Below are 14,316 nucleotides of genomic sequence, written 5' to 3'. Positions count from 1 at the left end.
TAAGCCGGTATTTTATCTGGCGGGTGGCACATTGCTTACCCGCCCTACGTTGCCACTTACTTCGCCTTCAGCGCCAGCGGGTTAAGCTTCAGATCGTTGTAGTAGTTCACCCACGAGGAGTAGCGCTCCGGGGAAGACCACACACGGTAGTGCAGACGCGACATAGTCACCGGATCGCTTAACAGCACCAGACGGCGGTCGCGGTTAAGTTTCTCTGGCGTCTCGTTCAGCGCCTGTTCAACGTGACGATCGCGGGCAATCTCCAGCACCTTACTGGCACGGTGACGCGCGGTAGCCATTGCCGTTGCCAGGGCGTTAAACGACGGGTTAAACACCGCGTGCATAAAGCCATCATCCAGCGTACGACGGCGGTTCTGCTCCAGATAGGTGTCAGTATCCACCAGCACCTGCGGCGGCGAATACTCTTCCGGGATCAGGAACAGCTTCCAGCGTTTGGTACGCAGGCCAACCGTTGAGCGGCTTGAAATGACCGACACAAACGGCGACAGGATCAGCGAGAAGACAATCGGCGCCAGCCAGAACAGGAAGCGCAGATCCAGCCATGCCATCCCAGCAGCCCACACCAGCCCCAGCAGCAGCTGCGAGCCGTGACGCATAAAGGCTTCACCCCACGGCGTGGAGTCATCATCACGCTGCGGTGAGTTCCAGACCACTTCCCAGCCCAGGAACGCGCTGACCACAAACACGGTATGGAACAGCATACGTACCGGTGCCAGCAGCACGGAGAACAGTACTTCCAGCAGCAGTGAAACCGTTACCCGCCAGAAACCGCCATACTCCTTCGAGCCTTTGCACCAGATCAGAATGATACTGAGCAGCTTCGGCAGGAACAGCAGCACCATGGTGGAGGCAAACAGCGCTATCGCCAGCTCCGGACGCCACTGTGGCCACACCGGGAACAGCTGACGCGGTTGCAGGAAGTACTGCGGCTCCGTCAGCGCATGCACCACCTGCAGAGCCGTGGAGAGCGCCAGGAACATAAACCACAGCGGCGCGGAGAGATAAGACATCACGCCGGTCAGGAACACCGCACGGTGAACCGGGTGCATCCCTTTCACGAGGAACAGACGGAAGTTCATCAGGTTCCCGTGACACCAGCGGCGGTCACGCTTAAGTTCGTCCAGCAGGTTCGGCGGCAGTTCTTCATAGGATCCAGGCAGATCGTAAGCAATCCAGACGCCCCACCCTGCACGACGCATCAGCGCCGCTTCCACGAAGTCGTGCGACAGAATCGAGCCGGCAAACGAACCTTCGCCCGGCAGCGGTGCCAGCGCACAGTGCTCAATAAACGGCTTCACGCGGATAATGGCGTTGTGACCCCAGTAGTGGGACTCACCCAACTGCCAGAAGTGCAGACCGGCAGTAAACAGCGGCCCGTAAACACGGGTGGCAAACTGCTGGCAACGCGCGTAAAGCGTGTCCATGCCGGACGCTTTTGGCGAAGACTGGATGATGCCCGCGTTCGGGTTAGCTTCCATCAGACGCACCAGACCGCTCAGACAATCACCGCTCATCACCGAGTCGGCGTCCAGCACCACCATGTAGCTGTACTGGTTACCCCAGCGACGGCAGAAGTCATCGATGTTGCCGCTTTTACGCTTCACACGACGACGGCGGCGACGGTAGAAGATCTGACCTTCGCCCTGTACTTCTGCAATTAGCTCCATCCAGGCTTTTTGCTCGGCAACGCAGATGTCCGGATTGTAGCTGTCGCTCAGGATATAGACGTCGAAATGGGCGGCGTTACCGGTCGCCTTAACGGACTCCCAGGTTGCGCGCAGCCCCGCGAATACGCGGTCAACGTCTTCGTTACAGATAGGCATAATCAGCGCCGTGCGGTGCTCAGGATTCAGGGGTTCATCCCCGACCGTAGACGCCGAAATGCTGTATTTGTCTCGTCCCATCAGCAGCTGCAGGAAGCCCATCAGCGCGGTCCAGAAACCGGCCGAGACCCAGCAGAAGAGAACGGCGAACAGCAGAAGAATGCCACTTTGCAGGATATACGGCAGCAGTTGCATGAAGGAGACCCAGATATCCTGGCCCATCATGTCTGCCGGGTTGATCAGCGCCCAGCCCTGGTAAGGCAGAATCGTCTTCATGTACCAGGTTGCGACAACCGTCTGCGCCAGCGTCAGCAGCAGAAGAATGTAGCGACGGATCGTCCCCACGGTACGCCATTTCTGTTCGGAGGCCTGCTCTTCTTTTGTCAGACGCGACAGATAGCGCGGCGTCACGTCACGCCCGCGCAGGCGATCCCAGAAGCGGCCAACCGGGTTGGTACGCCAGGGGTCGGGGAACATGGAAGAACGCGTTGCTTTCGGCATCGCCTGAAGCTGATCGCGTCCTTCGTCGTCTTTAATCAACTGCCCTTCTGCCAGCGAGTCCGGCCATGCCTGCTCCAGACGTGCCTTCACTGACCCCAGCGGAGAATCGTCATCACGTGAAAACTGACGATGTTCCCCATCCAGCGCGGCATGTACCGCGCGGATGTTGCTCTCAGGCAGTGCCGCTTTTTCGATATCCGTCAGCGGCATGGCATCAATATATTCAGATGTATTATTCATTGGCAGGTAGCTGATAGCTCCAGGTTTCACTCAGCGGCTGATCGTTACTAACCAGCGCAGCGCGCATTTCAGTGGTCTGTTTCGGATCTTTCACTTTCACGCGCAGGGTCAGACGCCACCCTTTCGTTACCGGGTTGTAACGTACGGTGTTCTCAACGATCTCACCGTTATCACCGATGCTGGCCTGGGCGGTCACGGCAGTATCTGGCGCCAGTTTCTTCATGTCCTGGCCGGTGAAGTCCACCACGAAAGCGACGGTACCGTCAGGCTGACGGATAAGATTAGACTGTTTCACGTCACCCGTTGAACGGCGAGTCTGCATGACATACGCGTTATCCGGCGCATGCAGTTTGTCTTCGTCACGGCTAAAGGTGATCGTGTATTTGAAGTTCATCTCTTTCCCGGCTTCCGGCAGCTGATCCGGCGTCCAGTAAGCGACGATGTTATCGTTGGTTTCATCATTGGTTGGGATTTCAACCAGTTCAACCTTCCCTTTGCCCCAGTCACCTTTCGGGGTAACCCACGCGCTTGGACGCAGGTCGTAGCGGTCATCCAGATCTTCAAAGCGAGAGAACTGACGGCCACGCTGCAGAAGGCCGAAACCTTGCGGGTTTTCCATCGCAAAGCTGCTGACAGCCAAATGTTTCGGGTTGTTCAGCGGACGCCAGATCCACTCACCGTTACCGGCATGAATAGACAGGCCGTTGGAATCGTGCAGTTCAGGACGGAAGTTGGTCGCCGGTGACGGCTGGTTCGGCCCAAACAGGAACATACTGGTCAGCGGCGCAACGCCCAGTTTACCCACTTTGTCGCGCAGGTAGACTTTAGACTGCACGTCAACCACCGTGTCACGCCCTGGCATGATCACAAAGCGGTACGCGCCCGTTGCACGCGGGGAATCCAGCAGTGCGTAGATAGTCAGACGTTTATCCGTTGGTTTTGGACGTTCGATCCAGAACTCGCGGAAACGTGGGAATTCTTCACCTGATGGCAGCGCGGTATCAATAGCCAGGCCGCGCGCAGAAAGCCCGTACACCTGTCCCGCGCCAATAACGCGGAAGTAGCTGGCGCCGAGCATGCTGACGATTTCGTCGTTTTTATCTTTGCTGTTGATCGGGTAAAGCACCTTGAAGCCTGCAAAGCCCAGATCTTTAACCGTATCTTTGTCGTGCTGCACATCGCCAAAATTGAAGTAATCCGGGCTGTATTTGATTTTACGTACCGCCGTTGCCGTCACTTCATTGATGGCTACAGGGGTGTCGAAGTACATACCCTGATGATAAAACTCAAGCTTGAACGGGGTCTTAATATTGTTCCAGTACGCTTTATCGTGATTGAACTGGATCTGCTGATAGTCCGCATATTTCATGTCGCGGAAAACGGAGGGCAAGTTACTTTTCGGCGCTTCGTAGCTCTTGCCTGCCATCGATTTTGCCTGTTTTGCGACATCGTCGATGTTAAAGGCCAGTGCCGATGAGGTATACAGGGATAACACCACTGCAGCACCCAACCAACGCATTTTCATCATCTGTGGTTTATGTTTCATAATAAGTAAGCACTTCCCCCTTTGTGTGCTTATATCGATCCGATCCATTTTAATGGAAACTCAGGCAATCCGACAACATTATCACCGCTTTGTTCAGCTCGCTGGCTCAGGGATTAAGCAAATGAAAGAACCCGCTTTTCACTTTGCGTGCTTATCCTGGAGACAGGGTGTCGGTCTTGGTGTAGGGTTGGCTTCGAATGTAACCATTATGAGTCTTAGGGATAAGGCGAAAAGTCTGAGAATGCACAAAGTTATATGAGCACAACACCTGTAGAACGTGAATACTTCCTCGACTCGATCCGGGCATGGCTGATGCTATTGGGGATCCCCTTCCACATTTCACTGATTTACTCCAGCCACACCTGGCATGTTAATAGTCAAATGCCCTCCTGGTGGCTGACGCTGTTTAATGACTTTATTCACGCCTTCCGCATGCAGGTGTTTTTTGTCATTTCAGGTTATTTCTCTTATATGCTGTTTCTGCGCTACCCCATCAAGCGCTGGTGGAAAGTGCGCGTGGAGCGCGTCGGCATTCCGATGCTCACCGCCATTCCTCTGCTGACGCTGCCGCAGTTCATCATGTTGCAGTACGTAAAGGGTAAGGCGGAGAACTGGCCTAATCTGTCGCTATACGAAAAATACAACACCCTGGTTTGGGAGCTGGTGTCCCACCTCTGGTTCCTGCTGGTGCTGGTGGTCCTAACCACGGTCAGCGTGTTGATTTTTAGCCGCTTTCGCCGCCATTTAAGCGACAAAGCTAACGCCTTTTTCGCCAGTATCACCCTGGGAAAACTGTCGCTGCTCTTTTTGCTGCTGGGCATCGCCTATGCGGCAGTGCGACGGACGCTGTTTATTGTCTATCCGCCGATTCTGAGCGACGGATTATTCAATTTTGTGGTGATGCAGTCGCTGTTCTACATCCCCTTCTTTTTAATCGGGGCGCTGGCCTTTATTTATCCGAAGCTTAAGTCGCTGTTTACGACGCCCTCACCGTGGTGTGCTTTTGGTGCCGCCATCGCGTTTGCGGCCTATCTTTTAAATCAGCGCTACGGCAGCGGCGATGCGTGGATGTATGAAACCGAGAGCGTCATTACCATGCTGCTGGGCCTGTGGATGGTGAATGTGGTCTTTGCGCTGGGCCACCGGCTGCTTAATTTTAAGTCCAGCCGCGTCACCTATTTCGTCAATGCTTCGCTGTTTATCTATCTGGTGCACCACCCCCTGACGTTGTTCTTCGGGGCCTATATCACACCGCATATCGCCTCCAACACGCTGGGCTTCTTTACCGGGCTGGTCTTTGTGATTGGAATCGCCATCGTGCTTTACGAAATCCACCTGCGGATACCGCTTCTGCGTTTCCTTTTCTCCGGGAAACCGCAGGTAAGAGCATCATAAAAAAACGCGGCGCACTCAGTGCGCCGCGTGTGTTTCAGGTCTCTAATTCCTGTCCGCGCTGGGTCAACAGCCGCTGATAAAGATGCAGTGTCTCCTCATCGAAACAGACAAATGTCACTTTTTCGGGCATCGGTTTAAGCGACAGGTAACGATACACGGTGTCTACCGCAATCGTCGCTGCGGCAGCTTTCGGATGGCCATACACTCCGGTGCTGATGGCCGGAAACGCCATGGTTTTATAGCCATTATCAGCGGCCAGACGCAGGCAGTTTCGGTAGGCCTCTTCGAGGATACTCGCCTCGTGCCGATCGCCGCCATGCCATACTGGCCCCACGGCATGAATCACCGCTTTCGCGGGAAGATCGCCCGCAAGCGTAATAACGGCATGACCCGGTGGGCACTCCCCCTGTTGCTGACGCACAGTCTTGCAGGCTTCCAGCAGTTGCGGTCCGGCAGCCCGGTGGATAGCGCCATCCACGCCACCGCCGCCCATCAGTGACGGATTGGCTGCATTGACGATCACATCAACGTGCATCGTCGTGATATCGCCATGAATAACGTCAATTTGCGGTTTCATAAATACCCTCTGCTTCCCGCCATTTTCTTAAGTGTATCGCAGAGGTACCCGAGAGAAAAAACTATCGGGAAAAACCTCTTCCGCCGTAAAGCGGAAGAGCACACATCAGCGGTACTGAATTTGTACCACCGCGAGCGTTTTTTCAGGATTGAGGTACTTCATGCTTAGGGTGGCGAGGCTGGTATCGGTCACATGGCCATTCAGTGCATCTTCATAACTGACCATGCGCGTATGAATCCGGTTATTTTCCGGGCATGACAACGCAAACTGCCGCGTTTGTGCAGTCACTTCACAGGGGTCGGCGACAATCGCGCCGCGAAAATGAATGATCCCACCCTCAACAACCGTCGCCGCAAAAACCGGGGTTACAAAAAGAGAAACGAGCAGACTAAAACCAGAAGCGAGTTGAGCGATATATTTGGTCACGTGTATGTACTCCTCAATGAAAATCGTCCTTGAGGGGTAAAAGCGCTCCATTAAAGCAAACGTAGTTTCACGTTCCGGAACTTAGTTGCTCAGTTCCTGTTATCAGCATAGCTCAACGGTGAAGGCCTGCCACATTGGCAAATCATTGATTTTATGAATGATTAAAGCCTCTTCTCCGGCGGTGACCACTGCTGTGATAAATGAAGCGATTTACCATCAGAGACGGTGACAATAATGTTCACCGTATCCCCCGTACCAATATTTAAACTCAGCCGCATTAAATCGATCGTCTGATTAGCGGGGATAAAAAGCCTGTTTTGCTGGCGTGATGTACTTTGGCCACTCTGCCCTTCCCGTTCAGCCACGATTTGTACCTGACAATCACACGGCGTTGTCAGCGTAACCTGGGGAATAATGGTGGTCATATCGCCCTGCTGCGATGTGTTAAACGTTATTTGACTGGAAAGCGCGGCAAGGAGAATTAAGGTATTCATGATGCACTCCCGAAAAAAAACAGGGCTGAGGCCCTGTTTTTTTGTAGCACAGATTTCAGTATTAATACTGATAAGCTGCAGCGTGGTTACCAAAACCAATCTGGGTAACATTGACCGTAGAATTAGACGCAGTCTGATCAACCATTGCGCCGTTAAATCCACCGTACTGGCTCACATTCATTGTGGAGTCGTGACTGTTCCATTGATCAAGCGTTGCGCTGTTGGCAAAACCATTCTGAGTCAGAGAGATGGTGCTGTCGTCAGAACCTTGTCCAACATCTGCGCCATTACCGCCACCGCTCTGGCTAATAGACAGCGTTGAATCTCTGGCATTGGTCTGCAAGGCGACAGCTGAGTTACCGCCACCGTTCTGGTAAATATTCAGGGTTGAATTTGGGCCATTACCGCCTTGACCATGGCCATGACCGTGTCCATGGCCCCAGCCACCTTGATCAATGAGACCGGCCATAGCACTACCAGAAACGACGATTGCTGCAAGAGCTGCCACTTTGATAAATTTCATGGTAAAACCCCCATCGGATTGATTAAAGTCGCCGCGAATAACTAACGTTGAATAACGCGAATTGCCATTTGCGACTGTTTTTGCACTACAACTGCGTTTTTCTGTGTACCGTACTGCGTGATGCTTGCCCTATTACCCGACCCTTTCTGGATAATTTTTGCACTATTACCAAATCCATCCTGCGTAATATCTGCATCATTCGCAAAGCCGCTCTGAGCAATATACGCAATATTATAAGTCCCTGATTGATCAACCCGCGCCCTGTTACCTGACCCATCCTGGGAAACGATGGACAATAATTTTGAACCGTCCTGGCGCACCTGAGCGTCATTAAGTACACCCTGTTGACCAATAATGGCTGCCTGATTTAATGATGTACGGCTTAATTCATTTACCGCAAAGTTATATTCAGAGGTAGCCAAATCTGAATTCGCCGCGGTGACAACCCCAGGCGCTCCCAGTAATGTAAACATCATAAATAACGATGTGTTTTTCATGTTGCCACCCTGGACCTGGCTGTTTTAAAAGACTTCAGGTTAGAACAACGCATATTTTGTTAACGCGTCGTTACGGTGAAGAGTATGTCTGCCGAAACACGTTAAATATCTCACCCGCGCGGCTTATTTTTATTTTTCAGGTCACCTCAAAGTAGTAATTCCTGAACCAAAATAGCGATAAGCGAATCCATTTAATTTCTATAAAGCCTTATCCATCGCAAATGAGTGAAACATCGCAGCGGCTGTTCCGACGCGAGAGAGGAAGGGTTAAACGTAACGACAGGATGACATTAACGTTAACGTGTGACACAAGACGCGATTTCTTAAGGCGAAGCGGCATGCATTCCGTAGGTTAGATTTTTTTTGAAACTCATACTTTAAAATTTCTGAAAAAGAATAGCATAAAAACATTAAAATCAGTCACATATAAATATTTGTATGATTTTTAAAATCTGTGCATCTTTATTTAGCTGTACAACTTTTTCATCAATTAAAGGCTTTCAAGAAGGTACACATTCATAAATTAATATTGATTTTTACATCTTGTTACACGTTTAACACTTGCTTTAAACTTCGTAAAAGCTAGATTGAAATTAGATGTACGAAATTCGTTTTATATTTTCCTCCCTTGTGGAGGTTATGGTTTGATTCTACATACAGCAGCGCAACATCTGTCAGTACTTCTGGTGTCCTCTTTTCGCAGGAGGACAACTGCCAGGTGTCATAAAAAAGTGGGGTTTCATCATGTATAATGAAGTCCATAGTTTACATGGTCATACATTACTGTTGATCACAAAACCTTCTTTGCAGGCGACCGCTTTATTACAACATTTAAAGCAATCTTTATCACTGAACGGGAAATTGCATAATATTCAACGTTCTTTCGATGATATTGCACCTGGCTGCATTATTCTTTTCGATATGATGGAAGCGGATAAAAAGCTCATCCATTACTGGCAAGATACTTTGAGCAGGAAAAACAATAACATCCGCGTGTTATTATTGAATACGCCTGACGAGTATCCTTTCCGGGACATTGAAAGTTGGCCGCATATCAATGGCGTGTTCTACGTCACTGAAGAAGAGAATCGGGTGGTAGAAGGCCTGCAAGGTATCTTGCGAGGAGAGTGTTATTTTTCGCAAAAGCTGGCCAGCTACCTTATCACGCACTCCGGAAATTACCGCTACAACAGTTCAGAGTCAGCACTGCTAACGCACCGCGAGAAAGAGATCCTGAACAAATTGCGCATTGGTGCTTCAAATATTGAAATCGCCCGTTCGTTATTTATCAGCGAAAATACGGTAAAGACGCACCTTTATAATCTTTTCAAGAAGATAGCTGTTAAAAACCGAACTCAGGCGGTTTCATGGGCAAACGATAACCTCAGGCGTTAATCACATGAAACGCACCATGAGTTGGATTGCCGCAGCGGGCTTTCTGCTCGCTGCCGGGAACCTGAAGGCCGTCGAGGTCGAAGTTCCCGGATTGTTAACGGACCATACCGTCTCTTCTGTCGGACACAATTTTTATCGTGCCTTCAGTGATAAATGGGACAGTACGTATCCTGGAAATATAACAATCAACGAGCGGCCCAGTGCACGATGGGGAAGTTGGATAACAATAACGGCTAATCAGTTCGTTATTTATCAAACATTTTTATTTCCCACCAAAATAGACTTCGATAAAAACGTAGCCTTGGCGCTGGCGCAATCAGAAGACGCTATTAATCGCATGCAAATAGACAAAGCGCTATTAAGCACTAGTGATTTAGCAAAAGACGAGTTCTAGCGAACCTATATCCGGAGGCTGTCATGCGTATTGCATATGCAGTTGTTTCGATAATGCTTATCACCCCATTAAGCTGGGCCGGGAATATGACATTCCAGTTCCGTAATCCCAACTTTGGTGGTAATCCGAATAATGGGGCATTCATGTTAAATGAAGCCCAGGCGCAAAATTCTTATAAAGATCCCAGCTTCGAGGATTTTAGCGTGGATACGCCATCCGCACTGGACAACTTCACCCAGGCGATCCAGTCGCAAATTTTGGGCGGTTTGCTGACCAATATCAACACCGGCAAACCCGGTCGCATGGTGACCAATGACTTCATTGTCGATATTGCCAACAGGGACGGGCAGCTCCAGTTGAACGTTACCGATCGTAAAACCGGAAAAACCTCAACCATTCAGGTTTCCGGTTTACAAAATAACTCGACTGACTTTTGAACAACCTCAAAATAAGGACAACGATCATGCAGCGCTTCCTGATACTTGTTGCAGTGTGCTTATTGAGCGGTTGTTTAACTGCTCCACCTAAAGAAGCTGCAAAACCGACATTAATGCCTCGGGCTCAAAGTTATCGTGATTTAACCCATTTGCCTGCCCCGACAGGTAAAATATTTGTCTCCGTCTACAACATTCAGGATGAAACCGGGCAATTTAAACCTTACCCGGCAAGTAACTTCTCTACGGCCGTACCGCAAAGCGCCACCGCCATGCTGGTGACCGCGCTGAAAGATTCGCGCTGGTTTATTCCACTGGAACGTCAGGGGCTGCAAAACCTGTTAAATGAACGAAAAATTATTCGTGCGGCGCAGGAGAATGGTACCGTTGCAGATAATAACCGCATGCCGCTGCAATCTCTGGCTGCGGCGAATGTTATGATTGAAGGGTCGATTATCGGTTACGAAAGTAACGTGAAATCTGGCGGTGCTGGCGCACGTTATTTCGGTATCGGTGCAGATACGCAGTATCAGCTCGACCAAATTGCCGTTAACCTGCGTGTCGTTAACGTCAGTACCGGGGAAGTGCTCTCTTCGGTAACCACCAGCAAAACCATACTCTCTTATGAAGTGCAGGCCGGGGTGTTCCGCTTCATTGACTATCAGCGTCTGCTGGAGGGTGAAATCGGTTATACCTCTAACGAGCCGGTGATGATGTGCCTGATGTCAGCCATTGAAACCGGAGTTATCTTCCTGATAAATGATGGTATCGACCGCGGGCTGTGGGATCTGCAAAACAAAGCAGACGTGCAAAACCCGGTACTGGTGAAATACCGCGATATGTCGGTTCCTCCGGAATCCTGACAGGACGCGCATAAAAAAGGCGAGATAGTTATCTCGCCTTTTTTTATTCACTCACCGCTGGCACGTTTTGCGCTTTTTCTCGTCGTGCCGCCAGCCACAGACCACTGTTCTTCATGGCATAGCCAAACAGCAACCCCAGCGCCAGCGAGGGGACCACCAGCTTCCAGTCACCCTGCCCCGCAAAGGTGGCACACGCCCCCATAAACGTGCCGGGTACAAACGACAGCAACAGATGCTTTGCCTGAACGCACATCAAAAAGGCGACCACACCCGTCATGATATAGCCGAGGATCTCCAGATGCGGAGCGAGCGCACTGCCCTTCATGATAACCAGCGCCCAGATAACGCCGCTCATCAGAGTGCAGCCTGAGATAAAAAGCCCTTTGATCCCACCCTGCGGGCAGGCGAAGTAGGCCGTGCAGCCGAGAAATCCAGCCCAGCTGAGCAGTCCGAGAGAGACGGCTACCCATCCCCAAAGCCCGGAGAGGATACCTGTTGTGAGTGCGATACAAAGTAATATGTTCATGGCGCGCATCTTAGCAGAAGCGCGCCATGGAAATGAGATCAGAAGCACATTATATGCAAGATGATGCGTTGCGTTGCAGAACTAATGTGATCATGATCACTCTTCATTCTCTTCTTCCAGCTCATCCCACATTGCAGCGATGGCGTCACGCGTCAGGGGAGCCAGCGTTCTCCAGAATGGCGAGGTGGCATGCGCTTCAACTTTCCCAAGGAATGTCCCGACCCACGGCAGCAGGTACATTTCGAACAAGGTTTCGATGGCTTCGTTCTCATCGTCACCGGCGTGGTCCTCAATCCAGGATGCGGCCAGCAGCAGCGTACCGATATGATCGGCAGGCGTGTCGGTCAGCGGCATGCCGCGCTCTGAAAGAAAAGCGCGCACTTCCGCTTCCGTTGCCCCTTCCTGCCAGGCAGAGCGGTAAGGTGAAACACGGCACTCTTCCCCCACAAACAGCGCGTTGTAATCTGTGGAGATTTGCTGCATGTCGCAGCTTTTCTGCAGGCGCTCCAGTAAATCATCCTGTTCCAGCGGCCAGTTCTGCGCCAGTTTCCCTTCACGAATTAATGTAAAGAGCGGGACCAGCAGCGGGTCTTGAGGCTGGCGGTAGTACAGCGTACCCAGCACGCGGCAAAGGATGGAAAACTCATTCATTTTTTTATTCCATTACACAATTAAAGATCGGCAAATTCGGCAATCGGTTCCATTCCGCGCGACTCAAGGAAATCGAGCATGCGACGAGGGGTCACGTTCAGGATTTGCGCTTCCGGGAAGTTAACATCATTCAGCACTTTCAGGCACTCGCTGAAATCACCCAGTGTGAACGCAGTATGGGAATCTGAACCCAGCGCCACCATGCCTCCTGCATCACGCACTGCGGCCGCCACTTCGCGGCAGTTCGCTTCACTGCCCTTACGCGAGTGCACGAAGGAGGAGTTGTTAATCTCCAGCGCCACGTGATGCTTCGCTGCCGCCTGCGCGACAGCCTGAATATCAATTGGGTACTTCGGGTTGCCAGGGTGGCTAATAATATGCACGTTGCCGCTGGCAATGGTGGCAATCATCGCCGCGGTGTTGGTTTCTTTATCCTGAGGCGCAAAGACAGGTTCATGGAAACCGGCGAGAATAAGGTCAAGAGATGTCAGCATCGGGCCGGTGCAGTCGATCTCACCGTCGGTATTTTTAATGTTCGCCTCAATGCCACGCAGTATCCCAATACCGTCCACCAGGCGTGGCCAGATCCGCATATTCACAAAATGCCAGTAGTGCGGCGCATCCGCCATATCCGGGCCATGATCGGTGATCGCAAAAAGCCTGATGCCCTTGAGCTTCGCTTGTGCAATGTAATCATGGAGGTTGCTATACGCGTGGGTGCTGGCGACGGTGTGCATATGCAGGTCAACGGGATACATCTCTCTCTCCTCTGCGGTTTTTCCAAAGGATAGCAGTTATCTGCTGCGATTATTAGCAAAAACCCGGCTAACGCCGGGTTTCACTCAGTAGCCGCGCGTTCTGTCGACCTGCCCGGTCACCGCGTTGCCCTGCTCTATCTCACTGATGGTGTGCGTAATATAGGCCACCGCCTCTGCCGGACGCGTCACGGCGGCGACGTGTGGGGTCATCGCCACGCGCGGATGTGCCCACAGCGGGCTCTCTGCCGGCAACGGCTCGCGGCTGTATACATCCAGCATCGCGCCTTTCACCTTGCCACCCTCAAGGGCTTTAAGCAGATCGGCTTCCACCAGATGAACCCCGCGCGCCAGATTCATCACGTAACTCTGATCCGCCAGCTGATTCAGAAGCGCGCTATTAATAATGCCGACCGTTTCCGTCGTATTCGGCAGCAGATTGATCAGTACGCGCGTCCCCTTCAGAAACACCGGGAGTTCATCTGTTCCGGCAAAACTCTCAACGCCAGGATAGTTCTTGCGGCTGCGGCTCCAGCAGCGCAGCGGGAAGCCCCACGGTGCCAGCGCTTCGGCCACTTTTGAGCCGAGCACGCCCGCCCCGAGAATACCGATGGTAAACTCTTCACGTTGATATTCTGGCAGCGGCTCCCAACGGGATTGCAGTTTTAAGGCCTGATAATCGTCAAAACGTCGGAACCAGTGCAGCACCTGACTCACGGCATATTCCTGCATTTGCTGGCCCATGCCGGTATCTTCCAGGCGGAACAGGGGGATTTCCTCCGGCAGCATTTCAGGGTGCGCTTTCAGTTTGCTCAGAATGGAATCCACACCGGCACCGAGGGCAAAAACGGCCTTCAGCTTGCGCCCCTGGAGCATCTCGACCGGGGGATGCCAGACCAGCGCGTAGTCTGCATGTTCGTTATCACCACGCTTCCATTCACGCACGCGCGCCCCCGGTAACGCTGCCGAAAGTGCCTTAATCCAGTAAGCCGTATCAAAAGTGGGGTGATAGAAGATAATATCCATACTCATTCCTGCCTTTTTTGCGCTGTTTTATTTTCATTTTCAACTGGATTGCCAGCATAACAAATTTATCGCCGGACCGCGTTGCCGATAAAAAAGGCGCTTTCAGCACATTTAAGAATCATGTTGTTTGAAGTTTGTCTAAATGCGCTAATTTACTGAAAAAGTGTGTTGACGGCTGTTCGGCTTTTCCTTACATTAGCGCCCGTCCCGACAACAACGGGATGACAAT

General features: G+C 51.7%; 16 protein-coding genes. 5 read left to right on the top strand and 11 right to left on the bottom strand.

What is annotated here, in order from left to right; genetic code table 11:
* Positions 1–56: 56 nt before the first annotated feature.
* Positions 57–2,585: a glucans biosynthesis glucosyltransferase MdoH gene (mdoH, locus tag ACMWKA_RS02555; protein WP_038985525.1), complete on the bottom strand. Its 2,529-nt coding sequence runs from the start codon at positions 2,583–2,585 to the stop codon at positions 57–59.
* A complete protein-coding gene (gene mdoG / locus ACMWKA_RS02550) occupies positions 2,578–4,131 on the bottom strand; it encodes a glucans biosynthesis protein MdoG (RefSeq protein ID WP_020689627.1) in 1,554 nt (517 codons plus the stop codon). Before mdoG ends, mdoH begins: the two co-directional genes overlap by 8 nt.
* Before the next feature lie 255 nt (positions 4,132–4,386).
* Between mdoG and mdoC the strand changes: the two genes are divergently transcribed.
* Positions 4,387–5,526 (top strand): glucans biosynthesis protein MdoC, encoded by a 1,140-nt coding sequence (mdoC, locus tag ACMWKA_RS02545; protein ID WP_013097165.1) that lies wholly within the window; start codon positions 4,387–4,389, stop codon positions 5,524–5,526.
* A gap of 34 nt (positions 5,527–5,560) precedes the next feature.
* Here mdoC and ymdB read toward each other — a convergent pair whose 3' ends face one another.
* The 5 genes from ymdB to csgB form a co-directional block, all read right to left on the bottom strand.
* A complete protein-coding gene (gene ymdB, locus ACMWKA_RS02540) occupies positions 5,561–6,103 on the bottom strand; it encodes an O-acetyl-ADP-ribose deacetylase (protein ID WP_414759965.1) in 543 nt (180 codons plus the stop codon).
* Positions 6,104–6,208: 105 nt separating this feature from the next.
* Positions 6,209–6,529, bottom strand: a complete 321-nt coding sequence (locus ACMWKA_RS02535; protein ID WP_414759964.1) for a type 1 fimbrial protein — start codon at positions 6,527–6,529, stop codon at positions 6,209–6,211.
* A 161-nt stretch (positions 6,530–6,690) separates the two neighbouring features.
* Positions 6,691–7,023 carry a curli assembly chaperone CsgC gene (csgC, locus tag ACMWKA_RS02530; RefSeq protein ID WP_013097168.1) on the bottom strand — a complete coding sequence of 111 codons (333 nt, stop codon included), beginning with the start codon at positions 7,021–7,023 and terminating at the stop codon, positions 6,691–6,693.
* 61 nt (positions 7,024–7,084) lie between these two features.
* Positions 7,085–7,546: a curli major subunit CsgA gene (csgA, locus tag ACMWKA_RS02525; RefSeq protein WP_023620194.1), complete on the bottom strand. Its 462-nt coding sequence runs from the start codon at positions 7,544–7,546 to the stop codon at positions 7,085–7,087.
* A gap of 41 nt (positions 7,547–7,587) precedes the next feature.
* Positions 7,588–8,043 carry a curli minor subunit CsgB gene (gene csgB / locus ACMWKA_RS02520; protein ID WP_013097170.1) on the bottom strand — a complete coding sequence of 152 codons (456 nt, stop codon included), beginning with the start codon at positions 8,041–8,043 and terminating at the stop codon, positions 7,588–7,590.
* 744 nt (positions 8,044–8,787) lie between these two features.
* Between csgB and csgD the strand changes: the two genes are divergently transcribed.
* The 4 genes from csgD to csgG are packed head-to-tail and all read left to right on the top strand — an operon-like array spanning position 8,788 to position 11,129.
* Positions 8,788–9,438, top strand: a complete 651-nt coding sequence (csgD, locus tag ACMWKA_RS02515) for a biofilm master transcriptional regulator CsgD (protein ID WP_023620195.1) — start codon at positions 8,788–8,790, stop codon at positions 9,436–9,438.
* Between the two features lie 4 nt (positions 9,439–9,442).
* Positions 9,443–9,832: a curli production assembly/transport protein CsgE gene (csgE, locus tag ACMWKA_RS02510; RefSeq protein WP_013097172.1), complete on the top strand. Its 390-nt coding sequence runs from the start codon at positions 9,443–9,445 to the stop codon at positions 9,830–9,832.
* Between the two features lie 23 nt (positions 9,833–9,855).
* Positions 9,856–10,269 carry a curli production assembly/transport protein CsgF gene (gene csgF / locus ACMWKA_RS02505; protein ID WP_029881945.1) on the top strand — a complete coding sequence of 138 codons (414 nt, stop codon included), beginning with the start codon at positions 9,856–9,858 and terminating at the stop codon, positions 10,267–10,269.
* A gap of 26 nt (positions 10,270–10,295) precedes the next feature.
* Positions 10,296–11,129 (top strand): curli production assembly/transport protein CsgG, encoded by an 834-nt coding sequence (csgG, locus tag ACMWKA_RS02500; protein WP_028027948.1) that lies wholly within the window; start codon positions 10,296–10,298, stop codon positions 11,127–11,129.
* A gap of 43 nt (positions 11,130–11,172) precedes the next feature.
* On the opposite strand, the gene ACMWKA_RS02495 is transcribed toward csgG, so the two are convergent.
* The 4 genes from ACMWKA_RS02495 to ghrA all read right to left on the bottom strand — a co-directional run bounded on the left by ACMWKA_RS02495 (position 11,173) and on the right by ghrA (position 14,087).
* A complete protein-coding gene (locus ACMWKA_RS02495) occupies positions 11,173–11,655 on the bottom strand; it encodes a DUF1097 domain-containing protein (protein ID WP_072200468.1) in 483 nt (160 codons plus the stop codon).
* Between the two features lie 96 nt (positions 11,656–11,751).
* Entirely contained in the window at positions 11,752–12,306 is a 555-nt protein-coding gene (locus ACMWKA_RS02490) for a molecular chaperone (RefSeq protein ID WP_013097176.1), read from the bottom strand.
* A gap of 20 nt (positions 12,307–12,326) precedes the next feature.
* Positions 12,327–13,064 carry a phosphatase gene (locus tag ACMWKA_RS02485; RefSeq protein ID WP_040019375.1) on the bottom strand — a complete coding sequence of 246 codons (738 nt, stop codon included), beginning with the start codon at positions 13,062–13,064 and terminating at the stop codon, positions 12,327–12,329.
* Between the two features lie 84 nt (positions 13,065–13,148).
* Positions 13,149–14,087 carry a glyoxylate/hydroxypyruvate reductase GhrA gene (gene ghrA / locus ACMWKA_RS02480; protein WP_058661116.1) on the bottom strand — a complete coding sequence of 313 codons (939 nt, stop codon included), beginning with the start codon at positions 14,085–14,087 and terminating at the stop codon, positions 13,149–13,151.
* Positions 14,088–14,316 lie beyond the last annotated feature (229 nt).

The organism is Enterobacter sp. 03-F-07-AD-ECC (assembly GCF_047530935.1).
Lineage (GTDB): Bacteria > Pseudomonadota > Gammaproteobacteria > Enterobacterales > Enterobacteriaceae > Enterobacter > Enterobacter cloacae.
Note: the sequence above shows the minus strand (reverse complement) of the source record. Positions and strands in the feature narration are given on the sequence as shown.

What these genes read in the sequence shown, in the direction of transcription:
- mdoH (WP_038985525.1), bottom strand. Translation starts at nt 2,585, where the DNA reads ATGAATAATACATCTGAATATATTGATGCCATGCCGCTGACGGATATC.
- mdoG (WP_020689627.1), bottom strand. Translation starts at nt 4,131, where the DNA reads ATGAAACATAAACCACAGATGATGAAAATGCGTTGGTTGGGTGCTGCA.
- mdoC (WP_013097165.1), top strand. Translation starts at nt 4,387, where the DNA reads ATGAGCACAACACCTGTAGAACGTGAATACTTCCTCGACTCGATCCGG.
- ymdB (WP_414759965.1), bottom strand. Translation starts at nt 6,103, where the DNA reads ATGAAACCGCAAATTGACGTTATTCATGGCGATATCACGACGATGCAC.
- csgC (WP_013097168.1), bottom strand. Translation starts at nt 7,023, where the DNA reads ATGAATACCTTAATTCTCCTTGCCGCGCTTTCCAGTCAAATAACGTTT.
- csgA (WP_023620194.1), bottom strand. Translation starts at nt 7,546, where the DNA reads ATGAAATTTATCAAAGTGGCAGCTCTTGCAGCAATCGTCGTTTCTGGT.
- csgB (WP_013097170.1), bottom strand. Translation starts at nt 8,043, where the DNA reads ATGAAAAACACATCGTTATTTATGATGTTTACATTACTGGGAGCGCCT.
- csgD (WP_023620195.1), top strand. Translation starts at nt 8,788, where the DNA reads ATGTATAATGAAGTCCATAGTTTACATGGTCATACATTACTGTTGATC.
- csgE (WP_013097172.1), top strand. Translation starts at nt 9,443, where the DNA reads ATGAAACGCACCATGAGTTGGATTGCCGCAGCGGGCTTTCTGCTCGCT.
- csgF (WP_029881945.1), top strand. Translation starts at nt 9,856, where the DNA reads ATGCGTATTGCATATGCAGTTGTTTCGATAATGCTTATCACCCCATTA.
- csgG (WP_028027948.1), top strand. Translation starts at nt 10,296, where the DNA reads ATGCAGCGCTTCCTGATACTTGTTGCAGTGTGCTTATTGAGCGGTTGT.
- ACMWKA_RS02495 (WP_072200468.1), bottom strand. Translation starts at nt 11,655, where the DNA reads ATGAACATATTACTTTGTATCGCACTCACAACAGGTATCCTCTCCGGG.
- ACMWKA_RS02490 (WP_013097176.1), bottom strand. Translation starts at nt 12,306, where the DNA reads ATGAATGAGTTTTCCATCCTTTGCCGCGTGCTGGGTACGCTGTACTAC.
- ACMWKA_RS02485 (WP_040019375.1), bottom strand. Translation starts at nt 13,064, where the DNA reads ATGTATCCCGTTGACCTGCATATGCACACCGTCGCCAGCACCCACGCG.
- ghrA (WP_058661116.1), bottom strand. Translation starts at nt 14,087, where the DNA reads ATGGATATTATCTTCTATCACCCCACTTTTGATACGGCTTACTGGATT.